Source organism: Larkinella rosea (assembly GCF_003858635.1).
GTDB classification, from domain to species: domain Bacteria; phylum Bacteroidota; class Bacteroidia; order Cytophagales; family Spirosomataceae; genus Larkinella; species Larkinella rosea.
On the sequence record NZ_RQJO01000007.1, the window covers coordinates 1,468,310 to 1,484,520 of the forward strand.

Genomic DNA, 16,211 nt, shown 5'->3' on the forward strand with positions numbered 1-16,211 from the left:
TCCTTAAAACGTTCGGCGGATTCCTGCATTAAGACTCTGCCGCAGCCAAACCACCTGCCGGGGCTGATCATAGTTAAAATAACTTAACTGATACCGGGCGATAGCCTGAAAACGCCTGCTAAATTGGTAATAATAAGTCAATTGTACATCCGTAATCGGATTCCGGCCCAACCAGGATGCAGCGAATTGCTCTTTACCATAATAGCTGTAATGCGGGCGATATACGGCACTGATGACCGAGGCAAAAGCCTGTAATTCAAGGCCATGAGTCTTGCTAAATTGGTAAGTAGCTTTTGCCGACGCCCCCAGCGAAAGTGCTGCGGTTGCCTGATTCGTGGCAACTTCAATATCCGGCGAATAATTGGTCGAATTACCCGAAAAACGCAGGCCGATTCCGGCGAAAAGCTGAAACCGGTTTTCCACTTTCAACGTTGGCAAAAGTTTCCACTGGTAGTTAAAAGCCGCATCAATCATTTGAGTCGCGGCTTTTCTGGAAACAACCGATTGGGGATTTGCCTGAAAATAGTCGGCTTCCAGTTGCCACAGCGTTTTGATTCGTTGCTGTCCATACATTACCTGCAACCCCAAGCCGGTTCCGCGATAGGTGTATGGCGAATGGAAATGATCCTTGATTTGAAAGGGCATTACACCGGCACTTAAACCGGCAAATTGGTTCCGTTGCTGCGCAAAACTCGCTGTATAAGTCAATAACCCCAGCAGCCAGAAGAGCGGTTTTATTACTAAACTCCTCATAATAAAGCTGTTATTATTTGAAAACGGATCATCCCAAAAATCTGGGCACCAATGCCTGAATTCAGGTTTCCGGCCGTTGATACGACGACTAAATTTTCGGTGGGCAGTACTACGATGAAGTTGCCTCCGTTTCCCGATGCGTAATAAGCGGGGTACATTTTATTGTTGTAATTGAACTCGCGTCGCCACCACAAATAGCCGTATCCCTGATCGCGGAGGATCACCTGTTTTCGGGTGGATTCGTTCACCCAGTCGGCAGAAATAATCTGTTTTCCCTCCCACTGACCTTTATTGAGAAACAACTGGCCGAGTTTGGCCATGTCGCGCGGACGGATGAACATTCTGCCGCTTGTATTCACCTGCCCGGTCGGCATCCGATCCCAGCGAATGGGGGTGATATTGAGCGGTTTCCACAAATTTTCCTGCGCAAACTCATCTACGGTTTTCCCCGTCGCGCGTTGGAGAATGCCGCCCAAAACCGCTACTCCCCCGGTGCAATAATTCGACTCGGTTCCCGGCGTTGTCTTCATCGGCAGACTAAGGGTGTAGCGAATCCAGTCCGTCGACTGGTACATTTTCGCTTCGTTGCCGGGCGACTGCGGATCGTCATCGGCGCACTCCAGGCCCGAACTCATCGTCAGCAAATCCCGGATGGTAATCTGCTGTTTGGCCGGTGTCAGGTTTGGCAGCGGGGATTCCTGCGGAAAATAATCGACGACTTTCTCGTCCAGACTTTTGATCAGTTTTTGGTCGAGTGCAATACCGATCAAAGCCGAAGTAAAGGTTTTGGTGGCGGAATAAATGTTTTCGGGGATTAAGTCCGAATAACCGTTGAAGTAATTTTCGTAAACCAGTTTACCGTTTCGAACAATCAGAAGACTATGAATATTCCGATATTGCTCCGAAACAATCTGATCGGTCAATTGCTCGATCGGTTTCGGGTTCATTTGCTGGCTTGACAAGGAGGCTACCGTCCAGCCATCTGCGATCTGTTCAGGGGCCTTGTACGTATACGTTACCGGCGGATCATTCAGTAATGAACTACAGCCTGCAAAGCCCATTGTCAGCAGGAGATAGTACTTTTTCAATAGATAGCTCATCATTTCAGGTGAATTTTCAGCCAAAGGTGGAGCTGTATTCGAAACGATCAAAATCCCTTGCCGTGACTTAACAAAATTTAACCTTTCTACCCGGCTTGTCCCAGAAAATACATAAATGTGATTAGCAAAACCATCCCAGCCGACCAGCTTAGGATTGTTCGAATTTCCGGTTTAGGGCCGTCGGACAGAACCGTCATACCCAGCGGAATCAGAGCGATACATAGTCCTGATACGGCCAGAATGGACACGACCGAACTCCCTTTTAACACACCCAGCATCAGCCCAGACATGGCTGCCAGCGCGATGGAACGAATCAGGCCAAGCGTACCTGACCAATAAGCCCCAATCGCCAGTACAACCCAGCCCGCCATAATGGCCCCGGACAAGATCGAAACAATGTGGAAAGCCCCGTATGAATCGGCAATGGCCCGGCTGGCCTGATCCAAATCCTGAATCCGGACCAATTGAAACGCAAGATGATTAATGCCGTAATGAAACGTTCGGGCAAACAATCCCAAAATGACCAGCGTTCCACCCCAAACCGCCCAGCCCGGTTTTGACTGCCCGATTAGTTTGGCCACCGTACTGATGGCAGGCCACAACAATAGATTTCCCGCCAAAAAAAGACTGTAGGAAGTGATCATCTGAGTGGGGTGCTGGTCATAAGCCTTTAACTGACTGGGGAAAAAGAAGTCGAACGGAAACCGCAGGAGCTCCCCGCTCAACAACAAGAGGGGGGCAATCACCAGCGCTAGCCCGCCTACCCAACGACCTGGAAACCAGAAACCTTCCCGATTTAATGACTCTGTGTTCATTTTTTGTTTTTTAACAACAAATATGGGCAATACAAGCTACTTTGTTATACCATATACATGAATGGTTTGATTAGTCAATAAATGGCAGCGCTGGATTGTCGGTAGTCACGGAATGCGGTTGTATGTTTGTAGTTACGTTGGTTCGAACTTTCTTAAAATTATCGATATGAATTTTTCTCTCAAAACGCCACTGAGTCGTTTCCGTCTGATCGGAATCCTGGAAGGCATTTCCTATCTGGTTCTATTGGGGATTGCCATGCCCTTGAAATACCTGGCGGGATGGCCTTACGCCGTAAAAGGAGTAGGCTGGGCGCATGGGGTGTTGTTCATTGCCTACCTGATCGCGCTGATTGCCGTTACAATCGATCGGCGCTGGTCCATCATTCGGGTGATTGTCGCTTTTATTGCGTCACTGGTTCCCTTTGGTACCTTCTGGCTGGAAAGCCGTTTGAAAAAAGAAGGGCAGTCGATTGCCTAAGAAACAGAGCACATCGAAGTAAGAATTCGGCATCAGTTCGCAAAACGATCCTGCCGGTGAATACTTAAATAAACCAGCGGTTTTTCGTTTTAACCTGATCGTCAAGGGGAAGTAAACCCGCTAAAAAAAAAGTATCGACCCGTCGGTTTTCCTGAAGTTACCAACAAGACCTTTTATGTATATTGCTTCGTAACCAAAATAATTCCATTTCAATTTGTGTCGTTCCGGAAGAAGATGAGTATCAGAAAAAGTGCATTAATCCCGATTGCCATCTCGTTATTAACAACAGCAACCGTTATTGGCTGCTCCCAAACCAAGGAATCCAGTCAGTCGACGGACGTAAAAGAAGGAGCCGTTGCGGCTACCCCGACGAAACCGTCCTCCACCACCACCGCAACGGAAAACCGGGTTGATCCGGCAACGATTCCGGCCGATAAGATCGCCGACGCTGCCACGATCATCGCCCGCAAGCAGGTGCCGATTCTGTGTTACCACCAGGTTCGCGACTGGCGACCGAAAGATTCGGAAAACGCCCGCAGTTACATCATGCCGATTCAGGTTTTCAAGGACCAGATCAAGATGCTGGCCGACAGTGGCTATCACTCCATCTCGCCCGACCAACTGTATGCGTATCTGACGACAGGAGCTGCCTTACCCGAGAAACCGGTCCTGATTACCTTCGATGACGGCGATGAGGAACAACACGGTATTGCCGCACCCGAATTGGAAAAATACGGTTTTAAAGGCACGTTTTTCATCATGACGGCGTCGATTGGCCGTCGCGGTTACCAGCATTACATGGATAAACAGCAGATCAAGGATTTGGCCGACCGTGGCCACACGATTGGCTGCCATACCTGGGATCACCACAGCGTTAAGAAATACACGGCGGCTGATTGGGTCACTCAGATTGAACAACCGACTAAAAAACTGGAGGAAATTACCGGAAAACCGGTTCGTCATTTTGCCTATCCGTTCGGTCTTTGGAACCACGAAGCGACGGTTGAGTTGAAGAAAAGAGGGTATCTGGGCGCCTACCAATTGGCCGAAAAGAAGCGCGACGAGGAAAATCCGCTGCTGAGTATTCGCCGGATCATTGCCAGTGGATACTGGAGCCCCAAAACGTTGAGTAACAATATAAAAAACAGTTTTAAGTAGTTTTCGAAACAGCCATAATTCATTCTTTCAGCCCACGGTTTTAATCGTGGGCTTTTTATTTAATCCACGTTTTTGTCGGTCAATTTGAGCACGTATTTCGAATACGGAATTTCTCCTTTGTAGAAAACCGCTCCTTCCGGTTCCATGCCAAATCGCTGGTAAAAAGTAGCCGCCGAAAGCCGGGCGTCGCACCAGAGTGTATGGGCACCTAACTTCCGGGCTTCTTCGATTACCCGATCCAATAACCGCATGCCAATTCCCTGCCGTTGGCAATCGGGCCGGGTGGCAAATTTCCGGAAGCGAGCAACGCCATTTTCTTCAAATAATGAAATAACGGCCATTAAGTCTTCATCCCGAAAAGCACCAAAGTGTTGCCCCTCAGCATCTTCGTTCAAAATTACATACGCGAACGGTTTGTCGGGCCACAGAACTTTGTGACGAAGTGTGTAGGTTTCTTCCGGTTTAATTTGTCGAATGAGCATCGAAATACAGCGGGGAAATTGCTAAGTTAGGACTTCATTCCATACTCTTTTAATCAATGGCACAGAAAAAATTCACCCTGACCGAAGCCGACATCCCCGAAAAGTGGTACAATATCGTGGCCGACATGCCCAACAAACCGCTGCCCCCGCTGCATCCGGGCACCAAAGAACCGATCGGTCCGGAAATGCTCGCTCCCCTGTTCCCGATGGAATTGATCAAACAGGAGGTTACGTCCGAAAAGTGGGTCGACATTCCCGAAGAAGTCCGCGATATTTACAAAATCTGGCGTCCGACACCGATGTTCCGGGCGTACGGACTGGAGAAATTGCTGGACACCCCCGCCAAAATTTACTACAAATACGAAGGTGTCAGTCCAGCGGGTTCGCACAAACCCAATACAGCGGTTCCGCAGGCTTTTTACAACAAACAGGCTGGTGTCAAGCGCATCACGACCGAAACCGGGGCGGGGCAGTGGGGCAGTGCTTTGAGTTTCGCGTGTCAGCTTTTCGGGATTGAATGCGAGGTTTACATGGTGAAGGCCAGTTACGATAGCAAACCTTACCGCAAAATAATGATGAATACCTGGGGCGCGTCGGTTTATCCATCGCCCTCGAACCGCACCGAAGCCGGGAAGAAAATTCTGGCGGGCGACCCCGATTCGCCGGGGAGTCTGGGCATTGCCATTTCGGAAGCTGTCGAGCTGGCGTTTCAGGACGAAAACACGAAATATGCGCTCGGTTCGGTGCTGAACCACGTACTGATGCACCAGACGGTGATCGGACTGGAAGCGATCAAGCAACTGGAACAGGCCGGTGATTTTCCGGACATCATTGTGGCGCCGTTCGGTGGCGGCTCCAATTTTGCCGGAATTGCGTTTCCGTTCTTACGTTTCAACCTGGACGAAGGTAAAAAAATCCGCTGCATTGCCGCCGAACCAGCGTCCTGTCCCAAATTGACGCGTGGCGTTTTCCGTTACGATTTGGGCGATACCGTCGGCATGACGCCCCTCCTGCCGATGTACACGCTCGGACATAATTTTATTCCGGCTCCGATTCACGCGGGCGGTTTGCGCTACCACGGGGCGGGGGCCATTGTGAGTCAATTGCTGAAAGACGGATTGATTGAAGCGCAGGCGCTCAAGCAGTTGGAATGTTTCGAAGCCGGAATCAAATTTGCCCGAACGGAAGGGATTATTCCGGCGCCGGAGGCCACGCACGCGATTGCCACGGCAATCCGGGAAGCCGAACGCGCGAAAGAAGAAGGGGTTTCCAAAACCATCCTGTTCAATCTCTGCGGACACGGCCACTTCGACATGGGGGCTTATGAGCAGTATTTATCGGGGAAACTGGTCGAACATGAAGTCACACAGGAGGAGATTCTGGCGTCACTGGCGGAATTAGATACACCGGTAATTGCCTAATTGTTTTCGGGATTCGGTCTACAGTTTTAGGGAGTTGAACCGCGTGTGCAAAGCACGCGTCAGCAACCTAAAACTGTAAACCGTAAACTAAATAACTACCCATTTATGCTGGATGTAAACTTCAATCCGTTTCCGACTTTATCAACCGAACGGCTGGTTTTAAGGCAGTTTCGAAACACGGATGCGGCCCATTTATTTGTGTTGAGGTCCGACGAAAGCATCATGCGCTTTATCCCCAGACCATTGGCGACATCGGAAGCGGATACGGCCGTATTGATTCAGAGTTTCAATGAAAACATACGAACCAATGAGATGATTACCTGGGCGATTGCGCTCCGGGACTCAGATGAGGTTGTCGGAACAATTGGTTTCGTTCGAATGAGCAAGGAAAATTACCGCGCCGAAGTGGGCTATCTGTTACGGACCGATTACCACGGATCCGGCATGATGCGGGAGGCTCTGGTTGCCGTTGTAAACTACGGTTTTCGGACATTGAACCTGCATTCCATCGAAGCCGTTGTCGATCCAAAAAATGTTGCTTCGGCCCGATTATTGGAACGTTGCGGGTTTCAGAAAGAAGGACATTTCAAAGAAAATAAATTTTACAACGGGCGGTTTTTCGACTCGGTTTATTACGCCCGTTTTACGCCCATTGAATAAATTCCAACATAAATTGGACTTGGCAAATGAGCAGTTAGAATTGCCTTAAATAACAACAAACATTCTCTGGAAGTTACTATAAAAGAATGAATCTGCTGGTTAAAAAAATAGTTTTATAAGTTGATACTTGTTACTCAATTATGCCAAAAAGTAGTCGATTTATACAGAAAGATCCGGACGTTGTTTTGATCGGTGCCGGAATTATGAGCGCCACGCTCGGCATGTTGCTCAAGGAATTAGATCCATCGTTGACCATTGAAGTTTTCGAACGGCTGGACGTACTGGCCGCCGAAAGTTCGGATGCCTGGAACAACGCCGGAACCGGTCACTCCGCGTTTTGCGAGCTGAATTATACGCCTGAGCGGGAAGACGGTTCAGTCGATATCACGAAAGCCGTTAAAATCGCCGAATCGTTCGAAGTATCCAAAGAGTTTTGGGCTTATCTGGTCGAGCAAAATATTTCGCCATCTCCCCAAACCTTCATCAACGAAATTCCTCACATGAGTTTTGTGTGGGGTGAAAAGAACGTCGATTACCTCAAAAAAAGGCATGATGCGCTGGATGATCACCACCTTTTTAAAGGAATGCTGTATTCCGAAGATCCGGCCCAGTTGAACGAGTGGATTCCGCTCGTCATGGAAGGCCGCGATCCGTCCGAAAAAGTGGCAGCAACCCGCATGGAAATTGGTACCGATGTCAATTTCGGAGCCTTAACCCGCGCGCTGTTCGATCATCTGCGGAAAATGGACGGGGTCACAATCCGCCTGGCCCACGATGTCCGGGATCTGGAACAGGAAGAAGACGGTACCTGGAAAATTACCGTCAAGAACTGGTCGACGCGGAAAAAACGGGAATTAAAAACCCGCTTTATCTTCATCGGTGCGGGGGGCGGTTCCTTGCCCCTGCTCGAAAAGGCGGCCATTCCGGAAGGCAAAGGATTTGGCGGTTTTCCGGTAAGCGGGCAGTGGCTGGTTTGCAATAATCAGGAAGTCGTGGAAAGACACGAAGCCAAAGTCTACGGAAAAGCTTCCGTCGGCTCCCCTCCAATGTCGGTTCCGCACCTCGACACCCGGATGATCGACGGTAAAAAAGCGCTTTTGTTCGGTCCTTATGCCGGTTTTTCAACCAAATTCCTGAAAAACGGTTCATTCATGGATTTGCCTTTATCGATCAAAGCCAATAACCTGCTGCCGATGATGGCCGCCGGTATTCACAATATTCCGCTGACGAAATACCTCATCGATCAGGTACGTCAATCGCCGGAAGACCGTTTAGCCGCTTTGCGCGATTATTTCCCGGAGGCTAAAATGGACGAATGGGATCTGGAAACCGCCGGTCAGCGGGTTCAGGTGATCAAAAAAGACCCCGAAGAAGGCGGTATTCTGGAGTTTGGAACTGAAGTCGTTTGCGCGGCCGACGGTTCCATTGCCGCATTACTCGGCGCATCGCCGGGGGCGTCTACTTCCGTTTCCATTATGCTGGATTTGCTAAAACGCTGTTTCCCGAACCAAATCAATTCAGAAGCCTGGCAAAACAAGTTGAAGAAGATGATTCCGTCGTACGGCCAATCGCTGGCCACGAATGCGGAGTTAGCCTACCAGACCAGAGCCTGGACGAGCGAGGTGTTAGGGTTAAAAATAAGCGAACCGGTTCTTTAACCGCCCAAGCTATGGCGCCTAATGATGCCATCCATTTTGAATCTGTTATCGATCGGTTCGTCCATCAAAATGGAATGCATTTTATCGACGTTCCTGATGGTGTAGCCCAACTGTTCGTCAGCACGACATCGGTTCGGATGATGTGTCTGTTAAACGGGAAAGTCGAATTTCATTGTGCACTAAGGCCCAAAGGAAATGGTACGTTTTACATCAGTGTCGGAACGCCCATTCGCCAGCAACTTAAAATTCGGTCGGGCGATAAAATTCAGGCTGCGATTTGGAAAGACGATAGCGAATATGGACGCAAAATGCCAGAAGAATTGCAGGAATTGCTGGCCATCGATGAAGAAGGCAACCGGTGTTTTCAGGCGCTAAAATCCAGCGATCAACGCGCCATTATGTATTATGTCGATGGCGCGAAGAATAGCCAGATTCGTATCGATCGGGCAATTAAGATGATTGACCGATTTAAAAAGAAATAATCCGTTTCTGGAAAAATTTATAAATATAAAAGCCGTACTTAAAATCAAGGTACGGCTTTTATATTTATACTTTATCTCAATTTAAATCGGAAAGCCTTGAGCGAAATAAAGTTGTATGATTCATCGTCATTTACGACGAAGTTTATGCCTTCTGACGAGTTAAATGCAATTCTGAAAGGAGATATCCGGAAGTTCTTTATCGTTCGCGTGGAAGAAATGTACCGCCATGTTCATCGGCCCGTACCCGCTTCCCGCTCCACCATCCACTCGTGTTTATACATCACGGAAGGAGAAGCATCCATGAAGATTGGGAGCGAATTGTTTACGATTCATCCGAATGAGTTATTGTTCGTACCGGCGGGGCAGGTTTTTTCATTTCAAGAAAACGATGTAAACAAAGGATATATATGCGGTTTTCATACGGATTTTCTGGTCGGAATATTTGGTAACGGTTTGTTAAAAGAGTTCGATTTTCTACGCGTTTGGGGGAATCCGATGATCCAGCCAGATTTGGATTCAGCCCGATTTATTCAGCAAATACTCGATCGGCTTTTATTCGATTATTCCCGGTCGGGTCTTCAGAATTCCGAACTTCTTCAATCCTACCTGCTGGCGTTGTTGTGTGAAGTAAACCGGGTTTATCGACCCGCATCTTCTGACAATCCGGGTTCTTCCGTTGCGATTACAAACCGTTTCCGGGAGCTCCTCTTTACGATGATCAGTACCCATCACCGGGTTTCCGAGTATGCTTTGCTGCTCAATATCTCCCCCAATCACCTGAATAAAACCGTTAAAGCCATTACCGGGAAGTCACCGACAAAATGGATCGATGAAACAATTTTGCTTGAATCGAAAGTTCTGCTCAGTCAAACCACATTGTCCATCAGCGAAATTGCCTCCGAAGTTGGACTGGATGATTCTTCTTATTTTACCCGGTTGTTCAAAAAGTACGAGAAACAAACTCCTTCCGAATTTCGGCGAATGATTGAAAAGTCCTAGAAACGGCCTTATCCATCCTAACGTTCGACTTCGACGTATTTGATCTTTGCATCAATCAAATGCAAGATCATGTACCCTATTTTATTAACTGTTCATTCTGTTTTCCGTTGGGTGGTTTTGGTCAGCCTCTGCTACAGTATTTACCTGGGCATAACAGGCTGGAGTCGAAAAAAGACATTCAACAAGTCGGCTGATTTTATCCGACACGCCACGGCCACCATTGCCCATATCCAGTTGATGATAGGCTATATTTTGTATTTTAACAGCCCGATTGTTGCGTATTTCCGAGCTCATTTCAAAGAAGCCATCAGGCAATTTGATTTCCTCTTTTTTGGTCTCATTCATATTCTACTGATGACGATTGCGATTGTATTTATTACAATCGGTTCGGCAGTTGCCAAACGGAAAGAATCGGATAACGAAAAATTTAAAACGATGACAATCTGGTTTAGCTTGGCCCTACTTCTTATTTTACTGGCTATTCCCTGGCCATTTTCTCCACTGGCAAATCGTCCTTACTTTCGCGCCTTTCACGAATGAAATTCTTAACAACTAAAATCGGAAGATTACGACTTATTGCTTTTTTAGAAGGCATTTCGTTACTCGTTTTAATTGGTATTGCGGTACCTTTAAAATATGCCAATAACGATCCCACTCTGGTCAGGGCCATTGGCCCCGTCCATGGCTTATTATTCCTGCTGTTTGTGATCAATACGCTGAGTTTCGGAATCGAACACAAATGGCAATTCAGAAAAATTACCTGGAAGGTGATTCTGGCGTGCTTTATTCCATTCGGAACGTTTTATATCGATTATAAAATTCTGTCGAGAATCGGGTAAAACAAAACCGGGTGCTGTCTGAATGACTCAGACAGCACCCGGTTTTTAAAAGTATCAATCGTTATTGCGGACCTCGACGATGGCCAAAGCCGCCTTCCCGGTTGGACGAATTCTGCCGTTCCTGATAGTGTCGGGGTGCCTGCTCTGCCGATCGGGGTTGAACTTGCTCCCGGCTTCGTTCCGACCGCTGAAAACCGCCTTCATTGCCGCCACCGTTCCAGGAACGCTCCATCCGGCTCGAGCGGTCGGGCTGTTGATACGACCGGCTTTCGGCCCGGCGATCATTCATACCGGGATTGTAACCCGGGTTGCTACGGTTTTCAGAGGGAGTTTCAAACCCATTTGGACTGGTGCGATTCCGGTTGTTAAAATCCGGGCGATCAAAACTGCCTGATGAATTATCCGAATTTGAACGATTGTTGAAATCCGGGCGATTCGAGTGATCACTGTTTGAACGATTATTAAAATCCGGACGATTTGAGATATCGCCATTTGGACGATTGTTAAAATCCGGACGACTCATATTATCACTGTTTGAACGATTGTTAAAATCCGGACGATTCGAATTGTCTCTATTTGGACGATTGTTAAAATCCGGACGGTTTGAACTATTGTCCCGATTTGGCGAAAAACCGCTGTTATCAGTTCGGTTCGAACGATTCGAGTTTGGATAATTTCCAGCAATATCTCCCCGATTGTTTCGGTTGTAACCACCATTTCCGTTATAATTTCCCCGATTATCCGAACGATTCGGATCATAGCCACCACGCGCTCCGTAGGTTCCGCGTCGGGCCACATCATTAGCCCGGTAAACCGGAACCCGTTGGCGGGTGTATCGTTCAATTTCTTCCCGACGCGGGCCATAGCCATACGACCGGTTATTGTAGCGATACACGTTGTTAATGATTGTGGTATTGTGGTATACATTCACAACCCGCGTCCGGGGAACGCAATAACTGTAAACCCGGGGACTGGTGAAATAAATCTGGGGCACGAACGTCCAGTAATTGAACGGCAGATTGATGTTCACATTGATGCTCATGCCCGGACCGAGCGGAGCCCAGCCATAATAACCGCCACCGGAACGCCAGCTCACCCAGGCCGGTCCCCATTCTGAATCCGGAATCCAGATCCAGCGACCGTAGTAATCGTCAAACTGCCAGCGTCCGTAATGAAAGGGGGCCCAGCCCCAATCGTAATCCGAGACCCAGGTGTTGCCGTATTCGGTTACCGCCCAGTGTCCATTGGTAGCATAAGGTTGAAAGTCGCCTGGAACATCGGGCATCCACACCTGCCCATAATTCTGGTTGGGAACCCACTGCCCGTAGGGTGCCAGATCGTCATAAAACGATTCAATCGGCACATCGACACCGGGTTGCGCCATCGATTTCTGAGGAACAACCAGGGTGAGTACAAAAAATATAATCAACCCAAAAGCCGGAATGATTCGTCGTGTTTTCATGGCCCAGCGAGCGTTAAAGTAGAATTTCCCTGCTTTGATTCAGGAAGAATGCAAAGGTTTAACACTACTTTACAATAATTTATCCAGTGTAATGGGCAACTCCCGAACCCGTTTTCCAGTAGCAAGAAAAACCGCATTGGCAATGGCGGCCGGCATGGCAATGATTCCAATTTCTCCGAGTCCTTTTACCCCCAGCGGATTGACAATCGTGTCGGATTCATCGACAAAAATGACATCCAGATCCTGAATGTCGGCATTGACCGGAACGTGGTATTCTGCCAGCGAATGATTCATAAACCGCCCAAACTGATGATCCAGGACACTTTCTTCCTCCAGGGCCTTGCTGATGCCCCACACCATGCCCCCGAGAATCTGGCTTCGGGCGGTTTTTGGATTCAGAATTCGTCCGCCCGCAACGGCAGTCACCGCCCGCGTGACCCGAACCGTTCCAAAATCCTCATCGACTTCGACTTCTACAAAGGCCGCCGAATGGACACTCCGGGCATACTTGCGCTGCTCCAGAAAATCCGGCGTCGAAGTCGATGTTTCGCTCACTGCGCGTCCACCATTTTGCCCCACAATCTCCCGAAGTGAAACCGCAATGGCAGGGTCATTCTTCAGGCGGATGTGCGCGTCAGCGAAAAAGATGTCATCCGGTTTTGCGTTGGCAAACGGCGAATTTTTCATTTTCTGGGCCATTTTAAACAGTTTTTTCCCCAGGTCCTCACAGGCCACTTTCACCGCCGAACCAACGGTAGCCGCCGTCCAGGAACCGCCCTGAATCGGTGCCAGCGGCATATCGCTATCACCCAGTTTAAACAGGACATCTTCAATCGGCATTCCGAGCGTATCGGCAGCAATCTGAGTCATGATCGTGTACGTACCGGTTCCAATGTCGGCGGTTGCACTACTTACCCGCAGCTTTCCGTTAACTGTCAGAACAGCTTCGGCCCGGGCGGGCCCTTGCGTTGCGTCCCAGATACCGGTTGCCATTCCCCAGCCAATCAAGGTATGTCCCCGGCGTGTCGAACGGGGTGTCGGGTTGCGGTTGGACCAGCCGAACCGCTCGGCACCCTGCCGGAAACACTCCCGAAGTTCCTTGCTCGAATACGGCAAATCGGAGTTCATATCCCGGTCTGTATAGTTTTTCAGCCGCAGTTCAACCGGATCGATGCCTGCTTGATGGGCCAGTTCATCGATGGCACATTCGAGCGCCGGAACCCCGGTAACCCCGCCGGGAGCCCGCATGTCCAAAGGCGTATACACATCCAGCGGCACTAGCTTGTACGACAATTTTGTGTTCGGCGCAGGGTACAACATACCCGACCAGTTTACCACAATTTCGGTGTAGTCTTCAAATTGCGATGTTTCGGCAATGGCATCGTGCCGAATTGCCGTTAGAGTGCCATCGTTCAACGCACCAAGGGAGATATGCTGGACGGTAGCCGGACGATGCCCGAACGTAAACATCTGCTGGCGCGTCAGGGAAACCCGCACCGATCGTTTGAGTTGCCGGGCTGCTAAAACCGCTAAAAACAACTGGTATTGCGGGCGCAATCCCGAACCAAAACCGCCCCCCACGTAGGACGAAATAACCCGAACATCTTTAAATGGCAAGCCAAACACCTGCGAAACATACAACTGGCTGTTCGGAGCGCCCTGCGTTTTGTCGTAAATGGTCAATTTGCCCTTCTTTTCGTACACCACCGTGGTCGCAAACATTTCCATCGGGTTGTGGTGTTCGGCGGAATGAACGTACTTAGCCGAAACCTGCACCGGCGCTTCACTGAAAGCTTTTTCAAAGTCTCCGCGTGGTTTGGGTGGGGGCGGTTTCAGCAAACTGGCGACACCAAGTTTCGGGTCCCGGGCTTTACTCAGATTGGCGTGCAGATCGGTTGCGTGTTCCTCCACTTTGTATTCGACCCGAATCAGCGAGGCTGCGTAGCGCGCAAGCTCAAATGTCTCGGCTACCACCAGCGCAATGGGTTGACCGCTGTACTTCACCTCAGCATCGTGCAATGGCCGGAATGGTGATCCCGGCGGAGCATCCTGATCCTTGTAACTCAGATCGAACCACGCCAGACCGGGGCGGTTTTCGTGGGTAAATACCTGTACCACCCCCGGCACTTGCAGGGCATCGGCGGTATGAATATGCGTAATCGCTCCTTTCGCAATATCACTGGAAATAACCCAGCCGTACAGCAAGTCGGGGGATTTGAATTCCGCTGCGTATTTGGCCTTACCAGTTACTTTTGCCACTCCATCAACGCGGCTAATGGGTTTTCCGACGTATTTTGTCATGCGGTTGGTTCAAGTTTAGCGGCTTGTTGCAACGCCCGGACGATGGCGCGTTTGGCCAGTTCAATTTTAAAAGTATTGTGACCGTATCCTTTTGCCCCGTCGATCAAAGCTTCCGCCACTGCCTGAAAATTGGCTTCCGAAACCGGTTGGCCGATCAGCGTTGCTTCCACCTCGGGTTTGCGCCAGGGTTTGTGCGCAACTCCGCCAAGGGCAACCCGGGCATCCAAAATCCGGTTATTTTCGATCTCCAATGCCACCGCAACCGATACCAATGCAAACGCATAGGAAGTTCGGTCCCGCAATTTGATGTAAGCGAAGTTCGTCGAAAATCCTTTCGGTGGCAGATCGATGGCCGTCACCAGTTCCCCGGGATTGATGGTATTGTCGCGCCAGGGTTCATTGCCGGGTAACCGGTGGAAATCGGCAAACGGTATTATTCGCTCACCCGCCGGACCCGTTACCCGAACCACTGCTTCGAGTGCGGCCAGGGCGACGCACATGTCCGACGGATGCGTTGCAATACAAGCCGTTTCGGAATTCTGATCACTGGTGCCCAAAATTGCATGAATGCGGTTATATCCCCGCAGCGCCCCGCATCCCGACCCCGGTTCCCGTTTGTTGCAGGGCGTTGCCAGGTCGTAAAAATAATAGCAGCGGGTGCGCTGAAACAGATTTCCGCCATTGGTTGCCATGTTACGAAGCTGCGCTGAAGCACCTGCCAGAATGGCCTGAGATAACAACGGATAGTGGGTTACAACATTTTCGTGGTAAGCCGTATCGGCGTTGGTGACCAAAGCCCCCAATCGAAGACCGCCGTCTGCCGTGGCTTCGATGGTGTTCAAACCCAGGTGGTTAATATCGATCAAATGGCTGGGGCGCTCGATATTCTCTTTCATCAAATCGAGCAGGTTGGTGCCACCTGCAATGAATTTCGCTCCTTCGCGTTTGGTTAATTCACCAAGTGCCGAGTTGAGATCTTCGGGTCGAGAATAGGAAAAATTGTTCATACGGTTTCGTTGGAATCGATTTTCATGACCTCCTGAAGGGCATCGACGATGTTCGAATAGGCTCCGCACCGGCAGATGTTACCACTCATCAGTTCGCGGATGTCCTGGAGTGTCTTGGCATGTCCTTCGTTGATCATGCCAATGGCTGAGCAAATTTGGCCGGGCGTGCAATAGCCGCACTGATAGGCATCGTGCTCGATAAAGGCAGTTTGCAGCGGATGAAGTCCGTTTTCGTTCGCCAACCCTTCGATCGTGGTAATTTCAGAACCTTCTTTCATGACGGCGAGCGTCAGGCAGGAGTTGATCCGTTTGCCATCGACCAGCACCGTACAGGCGCCACACTGGCCGTGATCGCACCCTTTTTTGGTGCCGGTCAGTTGCAGGTATTCGCGCAACGCATCAAGTAAGGTTGTCCAGGGAGCGAGTTCCAGTTTGTGAACCAAACCATTGATCGTCAGGGTAATACTACGTTTTTCCGGAAGGACGTTTTGTGAACGCGCCCCCGTTTCGGAGGAAAGAATCGTTTGCATAGTGAGTATTCCAGATTGGATACTATGCAAAGCGGTTTACGGAATAAATGTTGGAGATTGATTCGA

17 protein-coding genes are annotated in these 16,211 nt (G+C 49.5%); 9 read left to right on the top strand and 8 right to left on the bottom strand.

Annotated elements, in window-relative coordinates; translation table 11 throughout:
- Window positions 1-3: 3 nt before the first annotated feature.
- From EHT25_RS06205 to EHT25_RS06215, 3 genes are all read right to left on the bottom strand, one after another.
- Window positions 4-753 carry a hypothetical protein gene (locus EHT25_RS06205; protein WP_124872260.1) on the bottom strand — a complete coding sequence of 250 codons (750 nt, stop codon included), beginning with the start codon at window positions 751-753 and terminating at the stop codon, window positions 4-6.
- The gene (locus tag EHT25_RS06210; RefSeq protein WP_124872263.1) at window positions 750-1,856 is read right to left on the bottom strand and encodes a serine hydrolase domain-containing protein; all 1,107 of its coding nucleotides are present in this window, start codon (window positions 1,854-1,856) and stop codon (window positions 750-752) included. Before EHT25_RS06210 ends, EHT25_RS06205 begins: the two co-directional genes overlap by 4 nt.
- A gap of 83 nt (window positions 1,857-1,939) precedes the next feature.
- Window positions 1,940-2,668 carry a hypothetical protein gene (locus EHT25_RS06215; RefSeq protein ID WP_124872266.1) on the bottom strand — a complete coding sequence of 243 codons (729 nt, stop codon included), beginning with the start codon at window positions 2,666-2,668 and terminating at the stop codon, window positions 1,940-1,942.
- 166 nt (window positions 2,669-2,834) lie between these two features.
- Here EHT25_RS06215 and EHT25_RS06220 point away from each other — a divergent pair, with 166 nt between their 5' ends.
- Together EHT25_RS06220 and EHT25_RS06225 are read left to right on the top strand one after the other, a co-directional pair.
- Complete coding sequence (locus EHT25_RS06220; protein ID WP_124872269.1) at window positions 2,835-3,146, top strand: DUF3817 domain-containing protein; 312 nt, start codon at window positions 2,835-2,837, stop codon at window positions 3,144-3,146.
- 234 nt (window positions 3,147-3,380) lie between these two features.
- Complete coding sequence (locus EHT25_RS06225; protein ID WP_124872272.1) at window positions 3,381-4,304, top strand: polysaccharide deacetylase family protein; 924 nt, start codon at window positions 3,381-3,383, stop codon at window positions 4,302-4,304.
- A gap of 59 nt (window positions 4,305-4,363) precedes the next feature.
- On the opposite strand, the gene EHT25_RS06230 is transcribed toward EHT25_RS06225, so the two are convergent.
- Complete coding sequence (locus EHT25_RS06230) at window positions 4,364-4,786, bottom strand: GNAT family N-acetyltransferase (protein ID WP_124872275.1); 423 nt, start codon at window positions 4,784-4,786, stop codon at window positions 4,364-4,366.
- Window positions 4,787-4,842: 56 nt separating this feature from the next.
- Here EHT25_RS06230 and EHT25_RS06235 point away from each other — a divergent pair, with 56 nt between their 5' ends.
- The 7 genes from EHT25_RS06235 (at window position 4,843) to EHT25_RS06265 (ending at window position 10,845) form a co-directional block, all read left to right on the top strand.
- Window positions 4,843-6,207 (top strand): TrpB-like pyridoxal phosphate-dependent enzyme, encoded by a 1,365-nt coding sequence (locus tag EHT25_RS06235; protein ID WP_124872279.1) that lies wholly within the window; start codon window positions 4,843-4,845, stop codon window positions 6,205-6,207.
- A 105-nt stretch (window positions 6,208-6,312) separates the two neighbouring features.
- Window positions 6,313-6,867: a GNAT family N-acetyltransferase gene (locus EHT25_RS06240; RefSeq protein WP_124872282.1), complete on the top strand. Its 555-nt coding sequence runs from the start codon at window positions 6,313-6,315 to the stop codon at window positions 6,865-6,867.
- 140 nt (window positions 6,868-7,007) lie between these two features.
- A complete protein-coding gene (locus EHT25_RS06245; protein WP_124872285.1) occupies window positions 7,008-8,525 on the top strand; it encodes a malate:quinone oxidoreductase in 1,518 nt (505 codons plus the stop codon).
- An 11-nt stretch (window positions 8,526-8,536) separates the two neighbouring features.
- On the top strand, window positions 8,537-9,007 hold the full coding sequence (locus tag EHT25_RS06250; protein ID WP_124872289.1) for a YdeI/OmpD-associated family protein: 471 nt from the start codon (window positions 8,537-8,539) through the stop codon (window positions 9,005-9,007).
- A gap of 144 nt (window positions 9,008-9,151) precedes the next feature.
- Window positions 9,152-10,006, top strand: coding sequence for an AraC family transcriptional regulator (locus tag EHT25_RS06255; RefSeq protein WP_124872291.1), 855 nt, complete (start codon window positions 9,152-9,154; stop codon window positions 10,004-10,006).
- Between the two features lie 69 nt (window positions 10,007-10,075).
- Entirely contained in the window at window positions 10,076-10,546 is a 471-nt protein-coding gene (locus EHT25_RS06260) for a hypothetical protein (protein WP_124872294.1), read from the top strand.
- Window positions 10,543-10,845 (top strand): DUF3817 domain-containing protein, encoded by a 303-nt coding sequence (locus tag EHT25_RS06265; protein WP_124872297.1) that lies wholly within the window; start codon window positions 10,543-10,545, stop codon window positions 10,843-10,845. The genes EHT25_RS06260 and EHT25_RS06265 overlap by 4 nt, the downstream gene beginning before the upstream one ends.
- 61 nt (window positions 10,846-10,906) lie before the next feature.
- Here the strand turns inward: EHT25_RS06265 and EHT25_RS06270 are convergent, their stop codons facing one another.
- The 4 genes from EHT25_RS06270 to EHT25_RS06285 form a co-directional block, all read right to left on the bottom strand.
- The gene (locus EHT25_RS06270; RefSeq protein ID WP_124872300.1) at window positions 10,907-12,307 is read right to left on the bottom strand and encodes a DUF6600 domain-containing protein; all 1,401 of its coding nucleotides are present in this window, start codon (window positions 12,305-12,307) and stop codon (window positions 10,907-10,909) included.
- Between the two features lie 69 nt (window positions 12,308-12,376).
- The gene (locus EHT25_RS06275; RefSeq protein WP_124872303.1) at window positions 12,377-14,608 is read right to left on the bottom strand and encodes a xanthine dehydrogenase family protein molybdopterin-binding subunit; all 2,232 of its coding nucleotides are present in this window, start codon (window positions 14,606-14,608) and stop codon (window positions 12,377-12,379) included.
- Window positions 14,605-15,615: an FAD binding domain-containing protein gene (locus EHT25_RS06280; RefSeq protein WP_124872309.1), complete on the bottom strand. Its 1,011-nt coding sequence runs from the start codon at window positions 15,613-15,615 to the stop codon at window positions 14,605-14,607. The genes EHT25_RS06275 and EHT25_RS06280 overlap by 4 nt, the downstream gene beginning before the upstream one ends.
- Window positions 15,612-16,145, bottom strand: coding sequence for a (2Fe-2S)-binding protein (locus EHT25_RS06285; RefSeq protein ID WP_124872313.1), 534 nt, complete (start codon window positions 16,143-16,145; stop codon window positions 15,612-15,614). Before EHT25_RS06285 ends, EHT25_RS06280 begins: the two co-directional genes overlap by 4 nt.
- Window positions 16,146-16,211: the final 66 nt, after the last annotated feature.

Coding starts and splice junctions, on each gene's coding strand:
- EHT25_RS06205 (WP_124872260.1), bottom strand. CDS start 753: ATGAGGAGTTTAGTAATAAAACCGCTCTTCTGGCTGCTGGGGTTATTG.
- EHT25_RS06210 (WP_124872263.1), bottom strand. CDS start 1,856: ATGATGAGCTATCTATTGAAAAAGTACTATCTCCTGCTGACAATGGGC.
- EHT25_RS06215 (WP_124872266.1), bottom strand. CDS start 2,668: ATGAACACAGAGTCATTAAATCGGGAAGGTTTCTGGTTTCCAGGTCGT.
- EHT25_RS06220 (WP_124872269.1), top strand. CDS start 2,835: ATGAATTTTTCTCTCAAAACGCCACTGAGTCGTTTCCGTCTGATCGGA.
- EHT25_RS06225 (WP_124872272.1), top strand. CDS start 3,381: ATGAGTATCAGAAAAAGTGCATTAATCCCGATTGCCATCTCGTTATTA.
- EHT25_RS06230 (WP_124872275.1), bottom strand. CDS start 4,786: ATGCTCATTCGACAAATTAAACCGGAAGAAACCTACACACTTCGTCAC.
- EHT25_RS06235 (WP_124872279.1), top strand. CDS start 4,843: ATGGCACAGAAAAAATTCACCCTGACCGAAGCCGACATCCCCGAAAAG.
- EHT25_RS06240 (WP_124872282.1), top strand. CDS start 6,313: ATGCTGGATGTAAACTTCAATCCGTTTCCGACTTTATCAACCGAACGG.
- EHT25_RS06245 (WP_124872285.1), top strand. CDS start 7,008: ATGCCAAAAAGTAGTCGATTTATACAGAAAGATCCGGACGTTGTTTTG.
- EHT25_RS06250 (WP_124872289.1), top strand. CDS start 8,537: ATGGCGCCTAATGATGCCATCCATTTTGAATCTGTTATCGATCGGTTC.
- EHT25_RS06255 (WP_124872291.1), top strand. CDS start 9,152: ATGCCTTCTGACGAGTTAAATGCAATTCTGAAAGGAGATATCCGGAAG.
- EHT25_RS06260 (WP_124872294.1), top strand. CDS start 10,076: ATGTACCCTATTTTATTAACTGTTCATTCTGTTTTCCGTTGGGTGGTT.
- EHT25_RS06265 (WP_124872297.1), top strand. CDS start 10,543: ATGAAATTCTTAACAACTAAAATCGGAAGATTACGACTTATTGCTTTT.
- EHT25_RS06270 (WP_124872300.1), bottom strand. CDS start 12,307: ATGAAAACACGACGAATCATTCCGGCTTTTGGGTTGATTATATTTTTT.
- EHT25_RS06275 (WP_124872303.1), bottom strand. CDS start 14,608: ATGACAAAATACGTCGGAAAACCCATTAGCCGCGTTGATGGAGTGGCA.
- EHT25_RS06280 (WP_124872309.1), bottom strand. CDS start 15,615: ATGAACAATTTTTCCTATTCTCGACCCGAAGATCTCAACTCGGCACTT.
- EHT25_RS06285 (WP_124872313.1), bottom strand. CDS start 16,145: ATGCAAACGATTCTTTCCTCCGAAACGGGGGCGCGTTCACAAAACGTC.